This is a genomic window from Bacteroides sp. RTP21281st1_H5_RTP21281_210402, from assembly GCF_040918965.1.
GTDB classification, from domain to species: Bacteria; Bacteroidota; Bacteroidia; order Bacteroidales; family Bacteroidaceae; genus Bacteroides; species Bacteroides congonensis.
The window spans coordinates 242,224-269,219 of the sequence record NZ_JBCOWR010000008.1 but is presented as its reverse complement, the minus strand read 5'-3'; the positions used below and the strand labels follow the sequence as shown (position 1 = coordinate 269,219).

At 41.6% G+C, this 26,996-nt stretch carries 14 protein-coding genes; 13 read left to right on the top strand and 1 reads right to left on the bottom strand.

Annotation, left to right across the window (positions count from 1 at the left end; all coding sequences use genetic code 11):
• Positions 1-11 precede the first annotated feature (11 nt).
• Positions 12-2,630: an alanine--tRNA ligase gene (gene alaS / locus AB5443_RS13920; RefSeq protein ID WP_368114383.1), complete on the bottom strand. Its 2,619-nt coding sequence runs from the start codon at positions 2,628-2,630 to the stop codon at positions 12-14.
• Between the two features lie 106 nt (positions 2,631-2,736).
• Here alaS and AB5443_RS13915 point away from each other — a divergent pair, with 106 nt between their 5' ends.
• The 13 genes from AB5443_RS13915 (at position 2,737) to AB5443_RS13855 (ending at position 26,921) form a co-directional block, all read left to right on the top strand.
• Positions 2,737-3,705 (top strand): M23 family metallopeptidase, encoded by a 969-nt coding sequence (locus AB5443_RS13915; protein WP_307995313.1) that lies wholly within the window; start codon positions 2,737-2,739, stop codon positions 3,703-3,705.
• A 24-nt stretch (positions 3,706-3,729) separates the two neighbouring features.
• A complete protein-coding gene (locus AB5443_RS13910) occupies positions 3,730-4,071 on the top strand; it encodes a MerR family transcriptional regulator (protein ID WP_022138051.1) in 342 nt (113 codons plus the stop codon).
• A 289-nt stretch (positions 4,072-4,360) separates the two neighbouring features.
• A complete protein-coding gene (locus AB5443_RS13905) occupies positions 4,361-8,269 on the top strand; it encodes a two-component regulator propeller domain-containing protein (RefSeq protein ID WP_368114384.1) in 3,909 nt (1,302 codons plus the stop codon).
• Between the two features lie 21 nt (positions 8,270-8,290).
• Positions 8,291-11,554: a SusC/RagA family TonB-linked outer membrane protein gene (locus tag AB5443_RS13900; protein WP_368114385.1), complete on the top strand. Its 3,264-nt coding sequence runs from the start codon at positions 8,291-8,293 to the stop codon at positions 11,552-11,554.
• A gap of 11 nt (positions 11,555-11,565) precedes the next feature.
• Positions 11,566-13,386: a RagB/SusD family nutrient uptake outer membrane protein gene (locus AB5443_RS13895; RefSeq protein WP_368114386.1), complete on the top strand. Its 1,821-nt coding sequence runs from the start codon at positions 11,566-11,568 to the stop codon at positions 13,384-13,386.
• A 13-nt stretch (positions 13,387-13,399) separates the two neighbouring features.
• The gene (locus tag AB5443_RS13890; protein WP_368114387.1) at positions 13,400-15,094 is read left to right on the top strand and encodes a hypothetical protein; all 1,695 of its coding nucleotides are present in this window, start codon (positions 13,400-13,402) and stop codon (positions 15,092-15,094) included.
• A gap of 47 nt (positions 15,095-15,141) precedes the next feature.
• Positions 15,142-18,168, top strand: a complete 3,027-nt coding sequence (locus tag AB5443_RS13885) for a glycoside hydrolase family 2 TIM barrel-domain containing protein (RefSeq protein WP_368114388.1) — start codon at positions 15,142-15,144, stop codon at positions 18,166-18,168.
• Positions 18,169-18,192: 24 nt separating this feature from the next.
• Entirely contained in the window at positions 18,193-19,797 is a 1,605-nt protein-coding gene (locus AB5443_RS13880; RefSeq protein WP_022138057.1) for a glycoside hydrolase family 28 protein, read from the top strand.
• 44 nt (positions 19,798-19,841) lie between these two features.
• Positions 19,842-20,606: a rhamnogalacturonan acetylesterase gene (locus AB5443_RS13875; protein ID WP_195405795.1), complete on the top strand. Its 765-nt coding sequence runs from the start codon at positions 19,842-19,844 to the stop codon at positions 20,604-20,606.
• A complete protein-coding gene (locus tag AB5443_RS13870) occupies positions 20,606-21,583 on the top strand; it encodes an alpha/beta hydrolase (RefSeq protein ID WP_368114389.1) in 978 nt (325 codons plus the stop codon). The genes AB5443_RS13875 and AB5443_RS13870 overlap by 1 nt, the downstream gene beginning before the upstream one ends.
• 31 nt (positions 21,584-21,614) lie before the next feature.
• Positions 21,615-23,621 (top strand): hypothetical protein, encoded by a 2,007-nt coding sequence (locus AB5443_RS13865; RefSeq protein WP_368114390.1) that lies wholly within the window; start codon positions 21,615-21,617, stop codon positions 23,619-23,621.
• Between the two features lie 5 nt (positions 23,622-23,626).
• Entirely contained in the window at positions 23,627-24,844 is a 1,218-nt protein-coding gene (locus tag AB5443_RS13860) for a glycoside hydrolase family 88 protein (RefSeq protein ID WP_307995306.1), read from the top strand.
• A gap of 19 nt (positions 24,845-24,863) precedes the next feature.
• A complete protein-coding gene (locus AB5443_RS13855; protein ID WP_022138062.1) occupies positions 24,864-26,921 on the top strand; it encodes a hypothetical protein in 2,058 nt (685 codons plus the stop codon).
• The last annotated feature ends 75 nt before the right edge of the window (positions 26,922-26,996 follow it).

The window sequence follows — 26,996 nt, the reverse complement described above, 5'->3', positions numbered from 1 at the left end:
TTTATTAACTCTTAGATTCCTGCGAGTTCCAGTACCTTTTCGACTGCCGCATTCAATCCGTCGGCATTCTTACCGCCGGCAGTAGCGAAGTGAGGCTGACCGCCACCGCCACCTTGAATCAGTTTGGCAGCTTCTTTCACCAGATTGCCTGCTTTCAAACCGGTTGCAACTAAGTTGTCGCTCAGCATCACTGTCAGCATCGGCTTGCCGTTGTCTGTGCTTCCTGCTACGAAGAACAGGTTTTCTGTAATCTCGCCACGAAGTTGGAAAGCGATGTTCTTCACTACTTCTGCCGGTAGCGGAGAACAGAACTTGATGACTTTGACACCGTGAACTTCCTGTATGTTCTTCAACAGTCTTTCTTTCAGGGCAGCTTCCTTTTCTTTCATGAAGTCTTCCACCTGTTTCTTCAGTCCTGCGTTTTCGTCAATATATTTGCGGATAGCAATACCCAAGTCAGGAGCATTGTTGAAGAGAGCTTTCAAGTCACTAAGTGTATCTTGGATAGTGTCCAACAATTCCTCTACGCGTGCTCCGGTATATGCTTCGATACGGCGGACACCGGCAGCGACTGAACTTTCTGACATGATTTTCACCATACCGATATTTCCGGTTGCAGCCACATGCGTACCACCGCAGAATTCGATAGAAGAACCGAACTGGATAACACGTACTTTGTCGCCATACTTTTCACCGAAAAGAGCGATAGCGCCCAGTTCCTTGGCTTCCTCGATAGGAATATTGCGATATTCTTTCAGAGGAATATTAGCGCGGATTCTTGCGTTAACGATATGTTCTACTTTGCGGAGCTCTTCGTCAGTCACTTTCTGGAAGTGGGAGAAGTCGAAACGCAATGAATCCGGTGTCACTAATGAACCTTTCTGCTCGATATGTTCACCCAGGACTTCACGCAAGGCAGCATCCAGCAAGTGGGTTGCCGAGTGGTTGGCTGCACAGGCAGCACGTTTGTCGGTGTCTACACAAGCCATCATCGGAGCTTCCGGATGTTCGGGCAACTTTTTGGTAATATGTATCGGAAGGTTGTTTTCTTTCTTGGTGTCCACTACTTCAATCGTCTCGAACTCGCTTACCAATACACCGGTATCACCTACCTGACCACCACTTTCCGCATAGAACGGAGTGTAGTCAAGCACAATCTGATACAATGTCTGGTTCTTCTGCTTGATTTGACGATAGCGAAGGATGGAAGCCTCGTATTCTGTATAGTCATAACCGACGAATTCGGTTGTTCCTTCTTTCAGCGTAATCCAGTCACCTGTTTCGATGGCGGCAGCATTGCGGGCACGCTGTTTCTGCTGCTGCATTTCTTCGTTGAACTCCTCGATGTTGACAGTCATTCCGTTTTCGCGGAGAATCAATTCTGTCAGGTCGAGCGGGAAACCGAATGTATCATATAAGGTAAAGGCGTCTTTACCGCTGATTTCTGTCTTTCCTGCCGCTTTCGTATCTTCCATGGTCTTGTCGAGCAAGCGGATACCTGTCTCCAGTGTGCGCAGGAATGATTCTTCTTCTTCCTTGATTACATTTTCAATCAGTGTCTTTTGTGCAATCAGTTCAGGATAAGCGTCTCCCATGTTGTCGATAAGCACGGGCAGCAGTTTGTACATGAACGCCTGTTTCTGTCCGAGGAACGTATATCCGTAACGAACGGCACGGCGAAGGATACGACGGATTACATAACCCGCTTTGGCGTTGGACGGCAACTGACCGTCTGTGATAGAGAAAGCAATCGTACGGATATGGTCGGCAATCACGCGCATGGCGATGTCCTGCTGCTTGTCTTTTCCGTATTCCGTGTTTGACATGGCTGCGATAGCTTTCAGCATCGGCTGGAACACGTCTGTATCGTAGTTGGAAGTCTTGCCTTGCAAAGCCATACAAAGACGTTCGAATCCCATACCGGTGTCGATCACTTTGGCAGGAAGCGGTTCGAGAGAGCCGTCTGCCTTACGGTTGTATTGCATGAATACAAGGTTCCAGATTTCAATCACCTGCGGATGGTCATGGTTTACGAGGTCGCGACCAGAGATTTTGGCACGTTCTTCTGCCGGACGAAGGTCGATGTGGATTTCGGAACAAGGTCCGCAAGGGCCTGTATCACCCATTTCCCAAAAGTTGTCGTGTTTGTTACCATTGATGATATGGTCTTTCGGCAGGAATTGTTCCCAGTAAGAAGCGGCTTCGTCGTCACGGCTCAGTCCTTCTTCGGGGCTTCCTTCGAATACGGTGGCGTAAAGATGTTCCGGATTCAGTTTCAATACGTCTACCAGATATTCCCAAGCCCAGTTGATGGCTTCTTTCTTGAAGTAGTCACCGAATGACCAGTTGCCGAGCATCTCGAACATGGTGTGGTGGTATGTGTCGTGTCCTACTTCTTCCAGGTCATTGTGCTTTCCGCTTACGCGCAAACATTTCTGAGAGTCCGCGACTCTTTGGTATTTCGCCGGGTGGTTACCCAAAATAATATCTTTAAACTGGTTCATACCCGCGTTGGTAAACATCAGGGTAGGGTCGTCTTTTATCACCATGGGAGCCGACGGAACGATGTGGTGTCCTTTCGACTCGAAGAAATTCTTGAATGAATCTCTGATTTCTTTTGCAGTCAACATATCTTCTATATATCTATCGTTGAGGTTAATATTCTCAAAAAACTGTGCAAAGATAGCGTGTTTTTATTACTTTTGCCGTATTAACAAGCGAAATATTTCCAAAAAGATGCGCAAAGTATACTACATCTATAATCCACAGACCCAGACTTATGACCGGATTTACCCTACCGTGCGGCAGCGTGCACTGAGTTATTTGCGCCGGCTTTTCTATGGTATGGGGTTGGGAGCGGGGTGTTTCATCATACTGCTCCTTATCTTCGGCTCTCCGTCGGAGAAGGAATTAAGAATCGAGAACAGCCGCCTGCTGGCACAGTATAATGTGCTTTCACGTCGGTTGGACGATGCTATAGGAGTGCTTCAGGATATTCAGCAACGTGATGACAACCTCTATCGGGTTATCCTTCAGGCAGACCCGGTTTCTCCGGCTATCCGCCAGGCGGGTTACGGTGGCACGAACCGTTACGAGGAATTGATGGATTTGGCGAACTCGAAACTGGTTGTGAATACCACTCAGAAGTTGGACGTACTTTCCAAGCGTTTGTATATCCAGTCCAAATCTTTCGACGATGTGATAGATATGTGCAAAAATCACGATGAAATGTTGAAATGTATGCCTGCTATACAGCCTATTTCAAATAAAGACCTTCGTCAGACAGCATCCGGTTATGGTACACGTATCGACCCGATTTACGGTACGACGAAATTCCATGCGGGGATGGACTTCTCCGCTCATCCGGGGACGGACGTTTATGCTACCGGAAACGGGACAGTGGTCAAAGTAGGATGGGAAACCGGATATGGCAACACGATTGAAATCGACCATGGTTTCGGTTATATGACACGTTATGCGCACTTGCAGGGATTCAATACAAAGGTCGGAAAGAAAGTGGTGCGTGGTGAGATTATCGGAAAGGTAGGTAGTACGGGAAAGAGTACGGGGCCGCATCTCCATTATGAAGTGCACGTGAAAGGTAAGGTCGTGAATCCGGTAAATTACTATTTCATGGATTTGAGTGCGGATGATTACGAGAAGATGATTCAGTTGGCAGCCAATCATGGTAAGGTATTCGATTAATCTTTTTAGAAAAGGAGTTTGGTTATGCTAAATACGGATAAAGAACTGAAACTATATTATTCGATAGGAGAGGTGGCCGATATGTTTGGGGTCAATCCATCCTTACTTCGTTTTTGGGAAAAGGAGTTTCCGCAAATTTCTCCTAGGACGATAGGGAGAGGGATACGTCAGTATCGTAAGGAAGATGTGGAGACAATCGGGCTTATTTATCACTTGGTGAAAGAAAAAGGAATGACACTGCCCGGTGCCCGACAACGTCTGAAAGATAATAAGGAGGCTACGATTCGTAACTATGAGATTGTGAATAAACTGAAAGCGATAAAAGACGAACTTCTGGCTATCAAACGGGAATTGGACGGAAGATGAACAAATAGTCTTTTTTGCCAATATCTACTTTATTAAGTAAAAAATATAGGGCTGTTGTGATACGTAATCGTGTTGCAACAGCTTTTTTCTTTATACCCTCATACAGGCTATTTTACAGTTGATTATGCGATGATTCATGTCTCTGTTCCGAACAAAAAGTGTGTTCTTTATCATAAATGGTTTGTTACCTGTCAAATGCCCGAAAAAGCTCTTCTGAAAATATGCCAGATTCGTTTCTACTCCTATATTTGTGATATGAATCATTTGTTTCTATTCAAATAAAAGGGCTATGAAATACTCATTTATATACATATTATTTCTATCTATTTTTACTCCGTTGCATGCTCAGTATATGCAGACTATTAATTGCGATAATGGACTGAGCAACCGGAGAGTTTTCCAGATAGTGAAAGACAAATCTCATTTTATGTGGTTTGCAACACGGGCAGGATTTGATAGATACGATGGGAAGAATATCCGTCATTATACTTTGCCTCAGACCAAGGATTCACGTATTTTTGGTCTGGCTACTTCGCCTGACGGTGATATATGGGGATTTAGTAGTCATGGTAATTTGTATTATTATGATAAAAATACAGATAGTTACAATCTACAGCTGAGACTCGACTCACTTTTACAGACGGATGAACCGTTTATCTTTAAAATCTATGTAGATACTCGTAATTGTATTTGGATTTGTTCGTCTCAAGGACTTTATTGTTATTTTCCGCAAGAAAAGAAGTTATCTGCGATCACAGATTTAGAAGGGAATACTGTTTATGAAATAAATGAGCTGGAAGCCGGTCGGTATGCGTTGTTTACCGGGCAGGAGTTTTATCTTTTGAAAGTTGTGAATCAACCTTTCAAGGTGAGTTTACAGAATGTATTCGGACAAGAAAATGTTGTTTCTCAGATTCGTACTTCTTATTACGACGTTTCAAATAAGGAAATATGGCTTGGGAATTTTACCGGTGAATTGTTTGTCTATCAGTTGGAAGACCGGAAGTTTATACCGGTTTCTCTTGGAAATAATCATTATGCCATCCGTTCTATCACGGCAGACGATCATGATAATATTATTGTTGGGACTGATGGTGGAGGAATCATGTTTATAGACAAGAATACACGTCAGATTATGGCAACGATGACTGAAAGTGAAGACCAGACGAATGACTTGATCAGTAAGAATGTCTACGATATTTATTGTGATAAGGACGGGAAAATATGGATTGGAACTTATAACAGAGGTATTTGTGTGTATAATCCGCACACGTTTGATGTGACTATGACGCTACACGAGAAAATGAATCCTAATTCATTGGCACATAGTTATGTTAATGCCCTGCTTGAAGATAAAGACGGGGATATGTGGTATGCTAATAATAAGGGAGTAAGTGTGTTTATTGCTTCTGTTGGCAAGTGGAAACATTTTTTTACTCAAGATAACAGTATAATGTCTTTGTGTGAAGACGGTAATGGAAATGTTTGGGCAGCAGGATTTTCTGCCGGTGTATATTCTCTTAACAAGCGTACGGGAAGTATGCGGCATCTTACAGTGGAGTCTACCGGTAAAAAGATGGTGACAAATGATATTACTGCTATTTATGCGGACAAAGACAACGACATATGGATATCGCAGTTCAAAGGTGATCTGTTGCGCTATACTCCCCGAACGGATTCTTATACCCGGATTAATTTGCAATTTGTCAATACATTTATAGAGAAGGATGCGCAGACCCTGCTTGCCGGTACGCGTTCCGGACTTTATCAGATAAACAGAAGTAATAATAAAGTAGAGAAGATAACTGCCGCTTCACAGGTGGAAGGCAGTTTGAATAATCCTTATATTAATACGATGTACCTGGATCATAACGGAAAGTTATGGCTGGGGACAGAGGGAGGGCTTAGCTATTACGATATATTGGCCAATCGTATAGTCAATATAGAAGGCTTTGAAAATTATACTATCTGTGGTATATTGGCAGACCGCTTCTCGCAACTTTGGATCAGTACACATATGGGACTTATCCGGATGGATCCTCAAACAAGGCAGACCTATAAATTCGGTATGGCAGATGGTTTTTTAAGTGAAGATTTTAATACAGGCGCATATACCAGACGGACAAATGGTAATTTGGTTTTCGGTTCTCCTGTCGGTGCTGTTGAATTCTCTCCGGAGACGGCAATTACAAAAGTGTCGCAGCCGAAACTTTATTTTGATCAGTTCTCACTGTTTAATCAGGTGGTTTATCCGGGAATGAAAGGATCTCCCTTGCAGGATACTATTGATGAGACGGAGAAGGTTGTTTTGAACTATGATCAAAATACGTTTTCAGTTTCGTTCGTAAATATAAATTTCAGTAATCCTGATAAATGGATGTTTAGCTGGAAATTGGAAGGATTTGACAGGGAATGGAGCCTTCCTTCCACTTTGTCTGTTGCGGCATATAGTAATATAGAACCGGGGGATTATACTTTGCAAGTTCGTGTATTTAATGAAAATGATTCATCTGTCAGTGAAATACGTTCTATTAACATAATTGTGCAGCCGCCATTTTGGAGTAGCATTTATGCTTATATTCTTTATGTGTTACTGTCTTTATATATAGCTTATATGCTTTATCGTTATTTTACTAACAGAATGGCGGAAAGGTCTTCACGCGAACGTACCCGTTTTTTTATTGACACGGCACATAATATCCGTACACCGATAACTTTGATCAAGGCACCATTAAACGAATTGGAACAGGAGCAGGGTTTGAGTTCTCAAGGACGGCACTTTCTTGATTTAGCCTTGAGAAATGTAGAGAAGTTGAACTCATTGATAAATCAATTGATTGACCTGCAGCGTGCCGAGTCTAATGCATTGAAATTGACGGTAACCCGATGTGAACTGAATATGTGGTTAAAACGTAAGACGGAGAACTTCAAGCCCCTTGCGAACCAAAAAAATATCTTGTTGTCTTTTGAGGGGACAAGCGGAAAAGTGGAAGTATGGTTTGATACGGCAAAAATGGATACGATATTTGATAATCTGATGTCTAATGCAATAAAATATAGTCCGAATGGAAGCTCTATATGTGTCAATTCTTATGTGGATGAGGCTTCATGGGGATTTACTGTTGCCGATAATGGGATAGGAATACCGGTTAAGGCTCAGAAACATCTTTTTAAGCGGTATTACCGGGCTGATAATGCGATCAATACTTCAGAAACGGGAAGTGGTTTGGGGTTACTTATTACCCGTAGTCTGGTTTCTCTGATGCAGGGTAAAATCAGCCTTAAAAGTGAGGAAGGGAAAGGAAGTACCTTTATTCTGAGATTTAAAAATGGGAACCGGCATTTCCTTTCGGAAGAAGTGATAGATGACAAAGTAAGTGAGACGTATGATGGCATTGATGTGGAAAATGAGGAAGCGGCTGCGGATGTATTGCCTGAATTGTTGTTGGTAGAAGATAATGTCGAAATGTGTGAATATCTGTCAGCTAGTCTTTCGTCACAATATCATATTTTTATTGCGCATAATGGTGTAGAGGCTATGGAATTGTTGAAAGAGCATTCCCCTCAGATTGTCCTTTCGGATGTAATGATGCCGTTGATGCGTGGAGATGAATTGTGCAGGCAGATGAAATCCGATATGTCTTATTGCCACATCCCTGTTATTCTTATTACAGCATTGGATGAGAAGTCGAATATTATAGCCGGATATGAAGCCGGTGCTGAAGACTATATCCTGAAACCGTTTGATATTGGTATATTGAAAGTGAAAATTGAAAGTATATTGAAGAATAGGTTGCATCTGCAAGAAACCTTTGCAGCCAGTACAGGCGAAGAAGATATGGTGAGATATACCAATAACATGGATAATGAGTTTATGCAAAAGTCGGAACAGATTATTGGGCAGTATCTGTCGGATACTACGTTTTCAATTAATGTGTTTTGTTCGGAATTAGGCATGAGCCGCACATCTGTTTACAATAAGTTGAAAGCGCTGACCGGGCTTTCACCGAATGATTTTATTAAGATTATCCGGTTGAAAAAGGCTGCGGCGTTATTAAGGGAACAACGTTATTATGTGAGTGAGGTGGCTTATCTTACAGGTTTTCCTGATGTGAAATATTTTAGTGTAGCGTTCAAGAAACAGTTTGGAGTAACTCCGAAGAAATATAGCAGTATGTATGTGAAAGATGAAAATTAACCTATAATAAATTAATATGCAATGAAAACAAGGCAAGAAAAAAAGATGTTCAGACACTATCTGATTTTAGTCGCTGTATTATGTCTGCCGATGGTGGCTTTCGCTCAGCGGGATATTACCGGAAGTGTGATTGATTCGTATGGTGAACCGGTTGTAGGGGCCACTGTTACTGTAAAAGGTACGGCGAGTGGAACACTGACGACTGCAAATGGTACTTTTAGTCTGAAAGTGCCTAAAGGAGGAGAGACTTTAGTATTTTCTTTTCTCGGAATGGAGACTGTGGAGATTCCTTTCAATCGTAAGAATCTTGTTTATAAAGTTGTGATGAAAGAAGCCGCTATTGATATGGAAGAAGTGGTGGTAATTGGTTACGGGACTGTTGCAAGAAAGGATTTGACAGGTTCGGTCGCTACTTTGTCGGGGAAATCCATTGCGAACATTCCGATATCGAATACGGTCTCCGCTCTTACCGGACGTATGGCAGGAGTTAATATCACAACGACGGATGGAGCACCCGATGCGGAAGTTCAGATAAGAGTTCGTGGTGGTGGCTCTATTACGCAAGATAATAGTCCGCTGTATATTGTTGACGGATTTCCGATGGATCGGATTTCGGACATATCTCCCAATGATATCGAGTCAATTGATATTCTGAAGGATGCAGCTTCTACTGCTATTTACGGAGCGAGAGGTGCGAATGGTGTGGTTATCATTACGACCAAGTCTGCTCAGGCGGGAAAAACATCTATCAGCTATAACGGTTATGCGCAATATAAAAAGGTGGCAAAGAAATATGATGTGTTGGATTCATACGAATTTGTCACATTGCAGCATGAACTATTGAGTCTCAAATATGGAAATGATATTAGTAACTTCCTGAATATTTATGGCGATGTGGATGACTTTGATATTTATAAAAATATCAGGGCGAGAGATACGCAGGATGAAATGTATGGACGGGATGCCTGGGGACAGTCACACAATATTAGTATTAGTGGGGGGTCGGATAAAACAAAGTTTACAGCCAGTTTTACTTATCTGAATGAAGATGCCATTTTGTTGAACTCTTCTTTTGAACGATTTAATGCAAACTTTAAGTTGAACCATCAGATTAGCCGCGCATTGAAGTTCGACCTCTCTGCTTATTATAGTAACGCTACAACGATGGGAGCCGGTACGTCTGCAACTTCTTCCACACAGATTAAGAACGCTGTCAGTTTCCGTCCGGTTACCGGACGCGATACTCGTGGCGATATCAATATCGACGAGGCAGCGGATGATGATATTGAAGCGTTGAGTGAACTTTATGATCCGGTTCTTCTCATTAATCAGGATTATAAGAAGCAGGTAAGAGAGGAACTGAATGTGAATACGGCTGTTTCCTGGAACATTAATAAAATGTTTACCTGGAAAAGCGAGTTCGGAATCCAGACTAGTGACCGGAAAACTGAACGTTACTACGGTCCGATTACATACAACGGACGAAAGAATGCGGGAAAACCGATGGCGGAAATTCAAAGTCAGGAGAGGCCGCGCTGGCGTACGGCGCATACATTGAGTTTCAAGTTGCGTAATTTGAAGAAGATACATTCTTTAAGTGCTGTTGTCGGATTCGAAGCAATGTCAGAGCAAGACCGTTCGATTATAAGCTCTTCCAGAATGTTTCCCGCAGACTTTACGCCACAAATGGCATTTGATAGAATGCAGTCCGGTTCTACCGAATATACGATAACCAACAATGGAGCGGATACCCGTTTGGCATCCTTCTTCGGACGGGCAAACTATACGTTGAAAGACCGATATCTGTTTACGGCAACCATGAGAGCGGACGGATCTACGAAGTTCGCTCCGGGCAATCAGTGGGGAGTATTCCCGTCTGCTGCCTTTGCCTGGCGTATTTCCGGAGAACCGTTCCTGAAAGATGTGGAGCAAATTGATGATATGAAGATACGTCTTAGCTATGGTGAAGCGGGAAATAACCGTATCGACAATGATATGTGGCGGCGTACGTATGTGGGTGCCATTACTTCTCCGGTGGCGGGAATCGGCAATGTCCCGAATCTGTATTACGAAAATACCTCTTCCACTTTGATTAATCCGACGTTGAAATGGGAGACAACGGTTACAAGGAACTTTGGTATCGATTATTCATTCTTCAACAATCGTTTGTCCGGTACCATCGATGTTTATTGGAATACAACGAAGGACTTGTTGCTTAAATCTGTTGTACCTGCCTCGTCGGGATATAATGACCAACTGAAAAATATCGGGCAGACTTCTAACCGGGGATTTGAGTTTTCTATTACCGGACAGTTAATTCGTAAGAGAGATTTTTCTTTGACGGCTACTTTGAACTTTTCTCTTAATAGAAATAAGGTTGATAAATTGGCAGGTGTCAATGAGACTTTTTATCGTAGTGACTGGGCCGAGGGGCTTCGTGAAAGTGATGACTTTATTTTACGTGTGGGACAGCCTACCGGTCTGATATATGGTTATGTGACGGATGGATTCTATCAGATAGATGATTTCTATATAAATGATGGTGGACAATGGTGCTTAAAAGAAGGGGTTGCCAATTCACAAAGTATCACTCAGGCGCATAATACAGTCAACCAGGCTCCGGGTGTTCCGTCTCCGGGTTCTTTGAAACTGAAAAAGACGACTCCGGTAGACCCCAATAATAAGGATACTTATATAATAACTCCGAATGACCGCCAGATAATCGGTAATACCAATCCGAAACATACCGGTGGATTGAATCTTTCAGCAGTATATAAGAATTTGGATGTCTCTTTGTTCTTTAACTGGGTATACGGCAATGATGTTTATAATGCCAATAAAATACAATTCACTACGCAATGGAAAAAGGATTATTATAATATGTTGTCTGATATGAGCAGTGCCAACCGCTTCAGATATTATGATGACGCGGGCAATAAAGTTACCGATATGGAACAACTTCGTGCGCTGAATGCTCATGCAAAAATTTGGAGTCCCGCGATGAAAATACCTGTATTGCATTCATGGGCTATTGAAGATGGTTCTTTCCTGCGTCTGAACAATGTTACTATTGGTTATACTTTGCCATCACGATGGACGAAACCGGCTTTAATAAGCAGATGCCGCATCTATTGCACAGTGAATAATGTCTTTGTTTGGACCAAATATTCCGGTTTCGACCCGGAGGTAAGTACCCGACTGGCTACTCCGTTGACTCCCGGAGTTGATTTCTCTTCTTACCCTAAAGCGAGAACTTTTACCCTTGGAGCTAATCTTACATTTTAAACCCTGAAAGTATGAAAACGATTAAAACATATATCATTTTATTGTTTGTGGGAATTACTGCTTTCTCATGCAGTGATTTCTTAGATACGAGATCCGGTTCTCAGTTGACGGAACAGGATATCTACCAGAACGAGGGAGATATTTATCGGGCTATTCTGAATATTTATGCCCAAATCTCTGAAGAAAAATTATATGGTCGCACTATTCCTTTGGTATTTGCCTTTAATACAGATATTGAGTTCGGCACTTGCAATGCGACAACAGATAATACAAGACGTGGAATCTGGGATTATTCTACTACAGACAATAATGAAGAGCTAGTCAGTTGGGATTACATCTATCGGGCTATCAATGCGGCAAACGAATGTATTGCCGGTATTGAGAACGGACTGCTTTTAGCGCAGAATCCGGCAGGCGTTCCATCCAACTTACGACAGCTTTATGGAGAAGCCAAAGGACTTCGTGCTATGCTCTACCTTGATCTGGTACGAGCTTGGGGAGATGTACCTTTCAAACTGACGCCGACAATGCCGGATGATAATTTTTATCTGGAGGTGACACCACGTACGGAAATTCTCGAAACATTGATTGAAGACCTTATTGCTGTGGAGCCCGGCATGCAGTATGCTTCCGAAATTACTCAGAGCGTGGAGAGGATGAATCGTGGAGCGGTGCAAGGACTGATAGCCCGTATGGCGCTGACTTTGGGAGGATACATGTTGGTGCCGGATTATAATGATCCGTCCTCTCCCGGACAAATTACCCGTGTAGATAATTATTTGGATTATTATCAGATAGCGAATACCTATTGCCGCAAGCTTCGCGACTCCAGGAAGCATACGTTGGCAAATACGGATTTCCTACAAGTGTTTAAGAACCAGTGTGAAGAGGTTTACCCTTCCAACGAAGATATGTTGTTTGAGATTCCATATGCTACGACTTATAGTGGAAGTGTAGGCGTCGTTATTGGCCATAAGATAGAGGGAAGTTCTCATATTGCTTATGGAAAATCGGATGGCTGGTATTATGCGACTTTGCCTTATCATGCTTCGTTTGATTATAAAGATACTCGTCGGGACGTGACTTGCGCTCCTTACAAATGGGCTTGGAACGATGAAAAGGGGTATATAGAACAAGTTTTTACCGAATGGAGATCAATTTACATCGGCAAGTGGTCTCGAATGTGGATGAAAACCCCTCAAGGGCCGAATGTACAGTATAGTTCGGGCATTAACTGGCCTGTGATACGTTATGCGGATGTACTTCTGATGTTGGCAGAAACGGAGAATGAACTTCACGATGGACCGACGGATGATGCGCGGGAGGCTTTGAAAGAGGTGCGTCGCCGGGCATTTAAAGCGGAAGACCATGCACGGAAGGTGGATGATTATGTGGATGCTTTGACTGATCATGACGCTTTCTTCGACGCTTTGGTTGATGAACGTGCTTGGGAGTTTGGTGGTGAGAGTATCAGGAAGTATGATTTGATTCGTTGGAATCTTCTTCAGAAAAAGATACAGGGTATGAAAGCCAAACTGGTAGAGATGAAAAATAACAGTGCCTATCCTCAATCTGTTTATGTAAAGACCAATAATGATGGTACGCTGGATATTCTGAATTTCGATAATTCTGTAGCAAGTGCACCTGCCGGATATACTAAGAAAGCATGGGCGAGTGCTACTACAGATGGCAACGGAGTAGTGAACACTACTTTTGTGAAGAGTTATAAAGACGATTTTATCAATGCTACTCCGATGGTATACATTCTTCCGTTACATAAGGATGTGGTGACGGATAGCCGGGGAACTTTGAAGAATTATTACGGACATTAATTAGTGAAGCAAGATGAAGAAGAATGGTTTTATATATTTGATGTTGCTGGTAACTTGTTTGATGGCATTGCCGTTTGTCATGACAGGTTGTAATGAGGAAGAAGAGTTGGCTGCTCCTCGTCTTTTCAAACCAAAGAAGTTGACGGCAGAGGCTGTTTATGATGGCTTTGTTGCTACTTGGGTCGGTACGGAAGGCGCTCATGGGTATAAACTGGAAGTCTCTTCCAATGAGGACTTTGCAACAATTGATGTGGTAGTTGAAACGGATGGACAGATCCGTACGGCAGAACTGACCAAGCTACAAGAAGAGCATCTCTATTATCTTCGGTTGTGTGGAACGATGGAAGACGAAACTTTAAATTCCAAATATATTTATGCAGAGGTTACTACGGGGATTGCTTATTCTATTTTCCTGCCGGTAGCAGAAGAGAAGCTTTCTTTCAGAACCGCGGAATTGGAATGGCGTGAATCAGTTGAGGCTGATAAAATAACGATTGAACATACCTCGGGAACTTCCGAGGTAAGAGAACAACTGCTCACAGAAGAAGACCTTGCTTCCCGTAGCGTATTTATTACCGGATTGAGCGAAGGAGAAAGTTACAAGGTAACGATGTATGCCGGAGAAGAATCGCTTGGGATCATGCGGTTCACCATGCCTGTCAAACCGGAAGGGACAATTACGATAGATGCTTCCAATGCAGCTTCTCTACAGGCGCTTATTGATGAAGCACCGGCTGGTACGACTATTATGTTTACCGGTGAAGCGGTGTATGATTATAGTGATGAGTATATCTATATTGATAAAAGTCTGGTATTGGCAGGCGAACCGGGAGTAGAACGTCCGGTACTTTATGCTAAAGGTATTTTGTTGACTGGAGATGAAGCCGCTACTTCTATTGAGAATGTGACTTTGCAACGTATCGAATTTTCCGGAATGGTTTGGGATGGAGAAAATGAAATCATTACAGATAAACCGGCTACTCAGTTGATAAGTGCAGATATGAAAAATGTGTCAGAACTTACTATGGCTAATCTGTTGGTGAAAGATTGTGTAATACGGAATTATGTAAACTCATTTATAGATTTTGTTGATGCCGCTCCTTCGCAAAAGATTAGAATCGAATCACTTGAAGTTGATAACACACAAGCATTTGATTTGGGGCGTAATAATTCTGACCATGCATCTTTCATCAGCACGACTGTGAAAGGGAATGTTCTTTGCCGTAAATATGTAATTCGTAACAGCACATTCCATCATCTGATGAGAGGATTAATAGAGGCTCGTGTTACTGGTGCAATCGATAATTATAGTACTCCCACTGTTGTCATCGAAAATTGTACTTTTGATGAAATAGGAAATATGCAACCTATGATTGAAGGTAGTTGGACTGGTGATAATAATGGTATGACAAAACCATTCCTGGATTTTAAAGGAGGAGCTCTAAAACCGGAAATATATGATTGTGTGTTCGGAGAAATGTATACACAGAAAATATCAAATAAATTTGTTCAGGGGGCGACTCTTGTTGTTGATAATTCATATATGCTTACTACTTCTAAAGGTAAATTATCCGGGGATTCTACAGTTAAAGCTTTGCTGGATCTCGGTGGAACTGCTGATAGCATTTTCCCTGACAGAGATGGATATAACTATAGAATTTCACCGGATGCGGGAATCAGTAATATCGGAGATCCGAGATGGTATTAATCATATTTGATATAACCTAATTAAGTAATATGTATAAGCTAAATTTAATGAACCAGTACTTTGCTCTGTTTCTTTTGTTGATATTTCCGGTACTGAGTATTGCTCAGGAATTGGAAATACCCAAGCAATCGGTCTATCAGGTGCGGAATAAGATGGAACTCCAAACTTTGAATGGAAAGTGGAAGTTCAAATATATTGAGAATAAGGATATTCCATCATCTTTGTCGGGTTTTGTCGAATCCAATTTTGATGACTCGACGTGGGATTACATAACAGTTCCATCCAATTGGGAAACCGAAGGCTTTAAAACTCCGCAATATGGTGCAGATATTGTAGAATCATGGGGGCTGTATCGAACAACGTTTAAAGCGAATCCGGTGTGGAAGAACAGACATGTAATTCTTCGTTTTGATGGTGTACAGTTCGGCTATGAAGTGTATGTGAATGGACATTATGCCGGGAGATGGGGAAGCTCTTTTAATCCATGTCAGTTTGATATTACATCATTCTTACATTTTGATCGTCCGAATGTGCTTGCTGTTAAAGTGAGCACCCGGACAAAAGGTTGGCGGTTTGACTTAAATGACTGTTGGGCACTTGCAGGAATTTTTAGAGATGTCGAATTGTTTTCTGTTCCGAATCTACACCTGAAAGATGTTACGTTTGTGAGCAAGCTGGAGGGTAATGAACGGGCTGCCCTGACTTTTAATGTTGATGTGGCTGCTTTTAAAACATTGGACGATAGTGAACAGTATCGTGCACAAGTGTTGTTTTATGATAAGACCGGGCGGCACTTATTTTCTTCGTCACAACCGATAGTGTTAAAAGAAAATGGTCAGTTGCTGCAGTTTGACTGGAGATTGCAGAATCCTCATTTGTGGACTGCGGAGACACCTTATCTTTATCGGATGGAAGTAAGGATCATGGACAGTCGGAATTCGGTTGTACAACAAATAAGTGAGAATGTAGGTGTGCGCGAAGTCTTGGTAAAAGATGGTATTTTGCTGGTGAATAATACTCCGGTGCTTTTGCGTGGAACGTGTCATAATGAGATCGATCCGGTTCACGGACGGGCATTGACTACTGCAGACCGCTTAAAGCAGTTACAAATGATGAAAGCTGCAAACGTCAACTTTATCCGCACGGCGCATTATCCGTTCCATCCTGAATTTCATAAGATGTGTGATGAAATGGGATTTTATGTTTGTTGTGAGGTTCCATTTGGTTATGGTGATTCTAACTTATATAAAGAGGAATATACAACGGAACTTTGTACAAGGGCGGAAGCTACATTGACCAGAGATAAGAATCATCCTTCCATTATAATGTGGACAATTGGGAATGAGAATCCCTATACGGAGGTAGTGGAAAAAGTTGTACAATATGTAAAACAGAAAGATCCGACACGTCCGCGTGCCCTTCCGATGGCAGGAAACTATTTTCTGGAGAACAGGGAACGCTTGAGTGATAATCTTGACATTTATGCGTTTCATTACCAGTCGGCTCAGACTGTGGCTCGAATTGCAGATTTAAAACAGAAGCCGGTAATTACCACCGAGTATAGTCATGCTTTAGGATTGGCTTTTGATGCTTTGGAAAGTCAGTTCGATACAATTCTAAGTAGAAAGAATATTGCCGGAGGTGCGGTGTGGTGTTGGAGTGATCAGGCGTTATTACGTAATCGGACGAAGAATGATTTTATGTGTGACTCGGTACCTATGGGAGTATGGCTTGATTCTCTGCGATATCTTGATAGTTATAATGATAAAGGAACGGATGGAATTGTTTATGCTGACGGGTATCCTCAGGAAGATTATTGGCAATTGCGTAAAATTTATTCTCCGATAGTAGTATTGGATAAGGAATTTGGTATTCATGAAGGTAAACAGATTATTGAACTGACGGTAGAGAACAGGTTTAATTTTATTTCTCTTGTTGGTTATCGTTGTAACTGGCAGATACGTAATCTGTCAAAGGAATTGGGTAATGGTTCAGTCCAACTGTCTGCTCTGGCCGGACAGCAAGAAAAGATCTCATTGCAGTGTATATTGCCTGCTGATATTGAAAATAATGATTGCATGCTTTATTTGGAGGTGACGGATAATAGAGGAGCACCTGTGTACGAGAAATCAATTCCTCTTTTAGTTGATAATCAGAGGCCTGATTATCTGAAGCTAGTGGGGCATCTTCCGGAGCAGAAACGTTTTAGAATACAGAAATCATCTGCGATGCTTTCTGTTCAGGGAGAAGATTATCTGTTTGCGGTTGACAAGAACGGTAAGCTCACTATTCAGGATACCGATAAGCGAAAAGTGATGGATACTTATTTGTACCTGAGAGTAGGACGTAAACCGAGCATTAATATTGTGAACTTTCTGATGCGTAAAAAGACATTTGGTTGGGAGCCATATCTTTTGACGCCGGAAGTGAAGAAGTTCGACTGTATGGAAGAAAAAGGGAAGGTGTCTGCCCGGTTACATTGCCGGTGGTCCAGGGTTGACAAGGCAGGTGAATATATCGAAGGAGATGTGATTTTTTCTGTAACTAAGAATGGAGTAATGACAGTTGACTATGATCTTGTTCCGTATCATACAACAGGTACTTTGTGGGAATGTGGTCCTACGTTTGCCCTACATCCCTCAATAGAGACATTTCGTTGGTTGGGGAACGGACCTTATACTTCCACTCCCGGTAAAACTGCTTATAATGAAAGGGATACTTGGGCTTTACATAAAGATGATATGCATTTTATGGGTAATCGTGGTTTGGTGGATGCGGCAGTTCTATTGGATAATGAAAATAAGGGGATTGGGTATATAGGTTCCTCTTCGGATTTGGCTGTCGAGAAGATAGGGGATGCTATTTATATCACAGATAATGCTATTGTCTCCTCCTATGGGACGAAGCTTTCGCAGCCTGTTGTAAACAATAAAGCTGATAAAGTAAAAAACATAAAAGGCAAATTTAATCTAATGCTGGTAGGAAAAGCGGGGAATATGCTATTGACCCCATTGTTCTCGCCTTATTCGGAAGTCTTGCCTAATATGCATTTCTTGAAAAGTTATGGACATTAAGAACCTTTGATTATAATTGGCTATATGAAAATAATTAAAATATTGATAGCGGGATATTTCTCATGCGTAGCTTCTTTATCAATGGGGGCTGTGGATGTTTTGTCCTTTGGTGCGAAAGGTGATGGAAAAACATTGGATACCGCTGCGATTCAAAAGGCTATTGATAAAGCGGCTGAACGGGGAGGGGAGGTTCGTCTCTCTACCGGAACGTATCTGTCGGGAACATTAGTATTGAAGGATAATGTTACATTATATCTTGAACGGGGAGCTGTCTTGTTGGCTAGCACGCGTCTGGAAGATTATCCGCCTACACCTTCTCATTATATCTCCCATATTAATAGATATACGCGTTCCAGTCTTATTTATGCAGAAGGAGTGAAGAATATATCAATAATCGGCGAGGGAATTATTGACGGACAAGGGACTCATTCTAGTTTTAAAGCGGATGAAAAGGATGAACTTAAGTCGATACTCAGGCGTCCTTATGTTATTCGTGTCATTAGTTGTGACCAGATAAAGATAAGTGGTGTTACTTTGCGGAACTCACCGGCTTGGATGCAACATTATCAGAATTGTAGTAATCTCTTGGTGGACGGTATTACTGTTTTTAATCATGGTAACTATAATAATGACGGTATCGACATCGACAATTGCAAAAACGTGCGTATAGTGAATAGCAATTTTGATACGGATGATGATGCTATATGCTTTAAAACGACGAATGCTACCGGTAAATGTGAAAATGTGGTAGTGGCAAATTGTGTGATTGCTTCTAACTGTAATGCTTTGAAATGGGGGACAGAAACGAATGGGGCGTTTTTGAATTTTACGGTCAGTAACTGTTCTTTGTGGCGGTCGGACTATTCTACCATTTATCCTCGGAATGAGCGCACTTTGGGAGCCATTGCTTTAGAAACGGTCGATGGAGCTTTGGTTGACGGAATACATATAGATAATATTGTCTCTAATGGATTCATGACTCCTATTTTCATCCGTTTGGCGGATCGGGGACGTAATTATTACGATGGCGGTCCCTCTCAACCGGCAGGAACACTGCGGAATGTGAGCATTTCAAATATGACTGCAAGAATGCATGGTCTTGTGACCAGTTCTATTTCAGGTTTGATAGGTCATCCGGTACAAAATGTGAGCCTGGAGAATATTCACATTATTTGTGAAGGTGGGGGATCCAAAGAAGATGCTTTTCGCCGGAATATCGGTGACCGTAATAAAGAGTATCCTGAAACCTTGATTTTTGCTGATGTGCCGGCTTATGGACTTTTTGTTCGTAATGTGGAAGGACTTAGGATGCAGAATATGTTTTTTGAAGTTCAGAATAAAGATCCGCGAAGTGCCCTTTATTGTGAAAATGTAGCCGATATGAGCTTGCACCGTTTTACATTCGGGAATCCGGCTGAAGAGGCTCCTCTTATAATTCTGAATCAATGCAGGAATATACAGGTTAGCGGTAATCTCCCGATAGGGCATAATGATATCTTGTTGCAGGTTGAGGGGACGGATAATAGCCGTATCCTACTTTACAACAATGATTTGTCGGTGTATAAGAAATCAGTGGTGTTTGAGAGGGGAGCCGGAAAAGAGGCTGTAAGGCTTACCGGTAATTTCTAATATGAATAAATAAACAGTTTTGATAGGATAAAATACTTATTGTTATGAAAGATGTATCATTTAAGTTTTTGTTGCTTTTACAGGTTTTTCTCTTGTTAGGGCACGGTTATTTGTATAGTGGTGAACAAGGCGGAAAGAAAGTCAAAGTTCTTCTTGCCGGTGATTCGACTATGCAGGATGTAAATCATGAGAAGAATACAGATTGGGGCTGGGGACAAGTATTACCTCGCTTCTTTAATGAGAAAGTGGAAATTCTCAATTTTGCTAAAGGTGGACGTAGTTCCCGGACATTCATAGAAGAAGGTCGTTGGGATAAGTTGATGGCTAAAGCAGATGAAGGTTCTTATATTTTTATCCAGTTCGGGCATAATGATGCCAGTCAGAAGAAGCCGGACCGATATACGTCTCCCGAGGACTATAGAAAGTATCTGACGAAGTTCGTGAATGAGGTGAAGAGTAAAGGAGCTACTCCGGTATTGGTGACTCCAGTTAGCCGTCGTAAATTTAAAAAAGGTGTTTTCAGTGATTCTCATGGAGTATATCCGGATATTGTAAAAGAAGTAGCCCGGACAGAAAATGTTCTTCTGATAGATTTGCAGGCCAAGAGTGCTACTGCTATTGCAGAGCAAGGAGACGAAAAATCGAAGAAATGGTTTAATTATGTTCCGGCAGGCACAAATCCGATTGTTCCGGATGGAAAGAGTGATGATACGCATTTCTCCGAGGAGGGAGCCATGAAGATGGCATCGTTAGTGCTTGAGGGAATGCGTGAGTTGAATTTGAAAGAACTGATCCGGAATTTGAAATGATGAGGCTGAACTTTCTGCTTGCCGGATTAATACTGAATAGTGCTTTTCTGTACTCTCAGGTTATCACTAATAAATATTCGATGGTATTAAAACCGAATACTGCCGGAGGTTATTATCTGGCAGATAGTGCAAAGATTGCTAAAGTAATTGATCTGGCTGCTTTTCCGGATATGTTTGTTCCTTATACGTATATTCCTGACCGGTTGCAGCCAGCTCAATATAATACCTGTAAAACGCGTTCCTATGTGTATAAACGTTATCCGGGTTATGAATTGAAACTTGAGGTCGATATGGCGGTAAGTGACAGGCCTGCTCCTTTTATGGTTTATATACATGGAGGTGGGTGGTCACATGGGTCTTTGTCATCAAGTAGGGATATATCGCAGTATACGGCTGTAAATGGCGGGGTGGCAGGAGTCCGTATCAGTTATTCTCTTTCTAGAGAGAAAGAAAGCAGTATATTGAATGCTTTGGAAGATGTCCGTGATGCTGTACGTTTTATACAAGAACATGCAAAGGAACTAAATATTGATCCGGAACGTTTCGGCTTTTGTGGTGGTTCGGCAGGTGGTCATCTTTCTGCAATCTCAGGGATGACTATTCCGGGAACGCGGTTGGTAGTATGTTATGCAGGAGTTTTTGATTTACAGGCTGCTCCGGCGATCACTAAGGCTAAGGCAGAGCGTCGGAGATATTTCAAGAATCTGGCTCCTGAAGTGTTACGCAAGGCATCAGCAATCTACCGTATTCCTGAAAAGCATCAACCGGCAGCATTATTGATGCATGGAACAGGAGATTTTGTTGTGGAACATGAACAGAGTGAACGTTTTGCACAGGCTTTGCAAGATGCCGGAAGTAAAGCGGTTGTCTTGAAACTATATCCGGGGTATGGCCATGACATCAGTTCAAAGAAATGTGATTTGAAAGAGAGTGTCTTTTTTGATACTTACGATTTTATTTCTAAGTATATTTTTTGAAAGTAATGCTTTCAGAATTAAATAATAGATGATGAAACAGTATATTTTACAAACAGGTTGTACGTTACTCCTTTTATTATGTCTATCGGTAACATTGCAAGCTGAAATGACAAAGCTATGCCGCATTGAACGGGGAGAAGATAGACTGGACTGTGTGGTTGAACCCACATTTGAATCTTGTAGTTATTACGTACCTTGTGGCCGGGATACGGAGTGTAAGGTAAGTTATAGGAAGAGTGGGGCGTTGGATTGGAATGAAGCTTTTGCTCCTTATTATGATGACAGTTTGCAGGAATGCCGGGGAAGTTTGGTACGGCTTTTGGAAAACACGTCCTATGACATTAAGATTCAATTGTCGGGGAAAGGAAGGAAAACACAGACATTGAATAAAACTTTTACAACTTGGACTTCTACTCCTGTGGTTAAGAAAACGATACCCATCAGTCAGTTTAAGACGGATGCGGATGGAACACTTTCCATTACGGGATTAAAAGGAACTGCTGACGGTTGGATAAAGATAGTAGGTGATGTTCCGGTGCGTGGGGGGGATACCAAAGAAGCTGCCCTTAATTTGAATGATTGCCAATATCTGATATTCGAGAATTTATTGGTCAGTGGTGGTTTCCGCCATGGCATCAAAACGAATGAACGCGTGGAAAACGTTCGTTTTGTAAATTGTGAGGTGACGCAGTGGGGACGTAAGTCGGTCCGGCAGAATAAAGACGGACATTATTTGGACAGGGATGGTAAGATGATAAATAATGATGGGGGAATTACTGTTTATCGTTCGAAAAACGTTGTGATAGAACGTTGTTATATCCATGATCCGGTCGGCTATACAAATCCGTGGAATGGGGTGATTGAATTGGGAGAGTTCAAGGGACGGAAATATACGTTTACACATCCTCAGGGACCCAATGCTGTGTATGTCATGCAGGCAGGAGGAGGATTGGTGCTTCGATACAATGACTTTATCGGTAGTCAGACTCATCGCTATAATGACCCTGTCGAAGGTTGGGAGAACCGGAGTGAGATAGGAGGGTTGGCTAAAGATGCAGATGTATATGGTAATGTGATGGCATTCGGACAGGATGATGCTATTGAACTGGATGGTGGACAATGCAATATACGTATTTTTGATAACCGCATGGAGCAGACCTATTGTGGGATAAGTACGGCTCCGAATCGTAAAGGTCCTTCTTATATTTTTAATAATGTAATCTGGAATCAGGGAAATTCAATGGGGTTTGTCGGCAACGCCATTAAAAATGGAGGTGGAGATACATTTACTCAAGGCATGCAATATTTGATTAATAACACCATTATTCATGCCGGTGGTGGGATGGCAGGTGTCGGATATGGGAAAGATGTTAATCGGGAACTATTTAATGCCTATTTACGTAATAATATTATTTACTCATTGATAGAGGTCAATAATCCGGTTCGTAAGGGATATAATATCTATGATCCGCATCTCAACCCTTTATGTGATTTTGACTATGACTTTTTAGGAAATATGTATGAACCGCAACAAAAAGGTAAGATTGTAGCAGTGAATGGCAGTGAAAGACATGCTATATATGGAGCGCCTGAATTTGTTGATTTGGAACGTGGGCTATTAACTCTTAAAAAAGGTGATAAAGGGATTGATAAAGGGAGTAAAATATTTAATTTTACGGATGGATATAGAGGTAAAGCCCCCGATATGGGAGCGTTTGAGTACGGAAATCCGGAAAGGCTTTTTCCTCGTCGTCCTGTTGATATGACGGCTGATAGATATTTAATGAGATTATCGGAGAAAAAGACTGAAACGATAACAGTGAAGATTGGTAACATAGAGCCATGCGGCTTTCTCGTTCGTATGAGTGAAGATATGAAACCATGGTTGAATGTATCTCCGTCAACCGGTGAAATAAAATCCGGTGATATTATAACGTTGACTTTAAAAGTTACAGGAGATGTAAAATACAAGAAGAACGGGATGATTTTGTTCCGTCTGGATAATGGCTTTTCTATACCAATAACTATAATGGAATAAATAAGATGGAAATAAAAAATATAATTTGTTCTATGGCATTGGTCGGTTCGACTGTTCTGACAGGATGCTCTACTGCTCCGGTTGTAAAAGTTCCATTGGAGTATTCTATAGAAATGGCGGATGCCATGATGGCTCGCTATGATTCAATTGTTCATCATATGGATCACCTTGATAAAAGAGCTTCCTGGCAGTATGATTATGCTCTTTTGGCCGAAGCTATAGGTAAATTGGAAAAATACACCAGTAATCCGGCTTATGGGAAGTATATGAAAGACTTTTTTGATTATTATGTAGATAGTCTGGGAAATATCCGTTATTATAAGTTGGAGGAGTACAACTTGGATAAGATACGGCCGGCTGTTCCATTGTTTTCACTTTATGAAAGAACTGGTGACTCTTGTTATATAAGGGCTTTGTATCAGGAAATAAAACAGCTTGAGACACATCCGCGTACCAAAGAAGGTGGATATTGGCATAAAAAGATATATCCTCATCAAATGTGGTTGGATGGCATCTTTATGGCATCACCTTTTATGGCAGAATATGCAAAGATGTTTGAACAGCCTCAATGGTTTGATGAAGCTGTCCGGCAAATAACACTGATTTACGATAGAACATTGGATGCTCGGACCGGTCTGCTTTATCATGCTTGGGATGAGAGTAAAACTCAGCGTTGGGCGAACCCGGAGACTGGACAGTCCCGTCATTTTTGGAGTCGGGCTACTGGATGGTATATGATGGCAATTGCGGATGTGCTTGATTATTTGCCGGAGAATCATTCCGGACGCAATTTATTAATATCTATTTATGGTAAGGTGGCCTCTGCTTTGTTAAGTGTACAGGATCCGGATAGTAAACTTTGGTTTCAGGTACTTGATTGTGGTGGAAGGGAAGGTAATTACTTGGAAGCATCGGGCTCTTCCATGTTTATATACAGCTTTGCTAAGGGAGCTCGAAAAGGATATTTGGATATTTCCTATTTGGATGTGGCTCATGAAGCTTTTGATAGTCTGGTCTCTTGCTTGATGAAACCAGATAAAGCAAATGGTTGGATAATGACTCAGATATGTGGAGGTTGTGGATTAGGTGGGAAACCTTATAGGGAAGGGGATTATCATTATTACGTGACGGAGAAAATTGTTGAGAATGATCCGAAAGGTGTCGCCCCTTTTATTTTGGCTGGGATGGAATTGCATGATGCAGATCTTGTGTTGAAAAGATAGGTGATTAAAGAAGATAGTTATGAGTTATTTACATCGTATTTCCTTGGTGGTTCTGATGTCGATATGCTGTTGGATAAGTATATCGGCACAAAAGAAAATGCAGTTGGTTCCGACATTTGAGAATTGCAGTTATTACTGTGATTCGGTCTTTGATGTTGCATTTGATAAAGCATGGAACACATCCGCTACTTTCCGGCTTTTGTATAAGGCCAAAGATGAATTGCAGTGGAAAGAAGCTTTTGCTCCTTATTATGATACCCAACGTTTTCAATTGAGAGGCTCCATCATGAATTTGGAAGAGAATACAGAGTATGAGATTCGGTTGGAGAAAATGCGTAAAAATAAATGGACTACTATAAAGAAGGATAAATTTGTTACTTGGAGCAGTTGTCCACCTGTAAAGGAGATGTTGAAGTTAAGCGAGATGAAAGAATTCAAGGCTGGTACGGGAGTAGTGCTGAAAGGCATAAAAGGGCGCGCAAATGGCTGGATTAAGATAATAGGGGATGTTGCTGTTGAGGCTCCTTCTACTTGTCGCCAGGCATTGGAAATAGATGATTGCAAATATTTGATCTTAGAAAACTTTGTAGTAAAAGGTGGGCGGATAGATGCTGTGGCAATTCGTGAAAATTGTGAGGATGTCAGGATTATAGGTGCTGATATCTCTGCTTGGGGGCGTATTGCTGTTGATCAGGTACATTTGGAAGATTCTATAAATTATCCTGCATCTAAATATAAAAGGGATAATGCTTGTTTTATTGATGATGAAGGAGTAGTTATCCGTAATGATGCCGGTATATATTTGGGAACGGTAGGAAAAGTACCCGGACCCAAAAATATCGTAATAGAACGATGTTATATTCATGATCCTAAAGGTCATTCTAATGCCTGGCATGGAGTTCGTGAGGTTGGGAGAGCTAAAGGGATACCTTATCGTTTTTGGCATCCACAAGGCCCGCAGGGAATATATATGAGAAGCAGGGGAGGTTTAGTAATCCGTTATAATGATGTAGTGGGGGCAGATCACTATCGTTTGCATGATTTACTGGGTGGGTTTAATAATGGAAAAATAGATGGTGGAATGAATGTGGATGCTGATGTCTATGGAAACTATCTGGCTTTTTCACAAGATGACGGCTTGGAAATGGACGGTGGGCAGTGCAATGTCCGACTTTATAATAATAGAATTGAGCAGGCTCGGGTTGGAATCAGTACGGCTCCGAACAAGAGGGGACCTTCTTATTTGATAAGGAATGTAATCTTTAATTTGGGAGATAGTAACAGGGAGTATAGTTATGGTATAAAAAATGGAGGAGGAACGATGCATTCACATGGTTTACACTACTTTATCAACAATACTTTTCATATTTCCGGAAATTGCATATCAAGTGTAGGGTATGGTAGTGATGTGGATAGGGGGATGTTTCAGGGGTATAGCAGGAATAATATTTTCTTCAATCGCAAAGAGAATAATCCTAAAGCCAGGGGATGTGGTATTTATGAATCTCATTCACATACCAACAATCATTTTGATTACGACCTGTTTTTTGATGCGAACAAGAAAGATAAAAAAGGGGAAGCCCGTTTGAAAAGTATGGATTGTGAACAAAATGCTGTATATGGAGATCCGCTATTTGTCAGTCCGGAGACAGGTGTTTTTACTCTTTTGCCGGAGAGTCCTGCTATCGGAAAAGGGCAGATGCAAATGAATATTTCGGAAAATAAAGGAAAAGATGTTGATTTGGGGGCATTGTCTTATGGGGCTTCCTCTTTGATACCGCAACGTCCTATAGATGTGCAGGCTGACAAATACTTGTTGACAATGTCATGCCAGGATACAGGGGAGATTAATATAAAAGTCGGAAATTTGCCAACAGGCATGAGTTATACGTTGACTAAAAATAAAGATATGGATTGGTTTACTTTTGATGTGGCTCAACAGGGTAAGGTAGTTTCAAACTCTTCTTTTACTATATCTTTTAATACAAAAGCCGAAGAAGGGAAAGGTTATCGGGGAGTCTTTTTTGTCCGATTTTCCAATGGCTTTTCTATTCCGGTCAGTGTGAATATATTATAATTGTTAGAATAATAAATGGCGGACAATTATGCAATATTATGCATGATTTGTCCGCCATTTATTGTATATATTCAA

Coding starts and splice junctions, on each gene's coding strand:
- alaS (WP_368114383.1), bottom strand. CDS start 2,630: ATGTTGACTGCAAAAGAAATCAGAGATTCATTCAAGAATTTCTTCGAG.
- AB5443_RS13915 (WP_307995313.1), top strand. CDS start 2,737: ATGCGCAAAGTATACTACATCTATAATCCACAGACCCAGACTTATGAC.
- AB5443_RS13910 (WP_022138051.1), top strand. CDS start 3,730: ATGCTAAATACGGATAAAGAACTGAAACTATATTATTCGATAGGAGAG.
- AB5443_RS13905 (WP_368114384.1), top strand. CDS start 4,361: ATGAAATACTCATTTATATACATATTATTTCTATCTATTTTTACTCCG.
- AB5443_RS13900 (WP_368114385.1), top strand. CDS start 8,291: ATGAAAACAAGGCAAGAAAAAAAGATGTTCAGACACTATCTGATTTTA.
- AB5443_RS13895 (WP_368114386.1), top strand. CDS start 11,566: ATGAAAACGATTAAAACATATATCATTTTATTGTTTGTGGGAATTACT.
- AB5443_RS13890 (WP_368114387.1), top strand. CDS start 13,400: ATGAAGAAGAATGGTTTTATATATTTGATGTTGCTGGTAACTTGTTTG.
- AB5443_RS13885 (WP_368114388.1), top strand. CDS start 15,142: ATGAACCAGTACTTTGCTCTGTTTCTTTTGTTGATATTTCCGGTACTG.
- AB5443_RS13880 (WP_022138057.1), top strand. CDS start 18,193: ATGAAAATAATTAAAATATTGATAGCGGGATATTTCTCATGCGTAGCT.
- AB5443_RS13875 (WP_195405795.1), top strand. CDS start 19,842: ATGAAAGATGTATCATTTAAGTTTTTGTTGCTTTTACAGGTTTTTCTC.
- AB5443_RS13870 (WP_368114389.1), top strand. CDS start 20,606: ATGAGGCTGAACTTTCTGCTTGCCGGATTAATACTGAATAGTGCTTTT.
- AB5443_RS13865 (WP_368114390.1), top strand. CDS start 21,615: ATGAAACAGTATATTTTACAAACAGGTTGTACGTTACTCCTTTTATTA.
- AB5443_RS13860 (WP_307995306.1), top strand. CDS start 23,627: ATGGAAATAAAAAATATAATTTGTTCTATGGCATTGGTCGGTTCGACT.
- AB5443_RS13855 (WP_022138062.1), top strand. CDS start 24,864: ATGAGTTATTTACATCGTATTTCCTTGGTGGTTCTGATGTCGATATGC.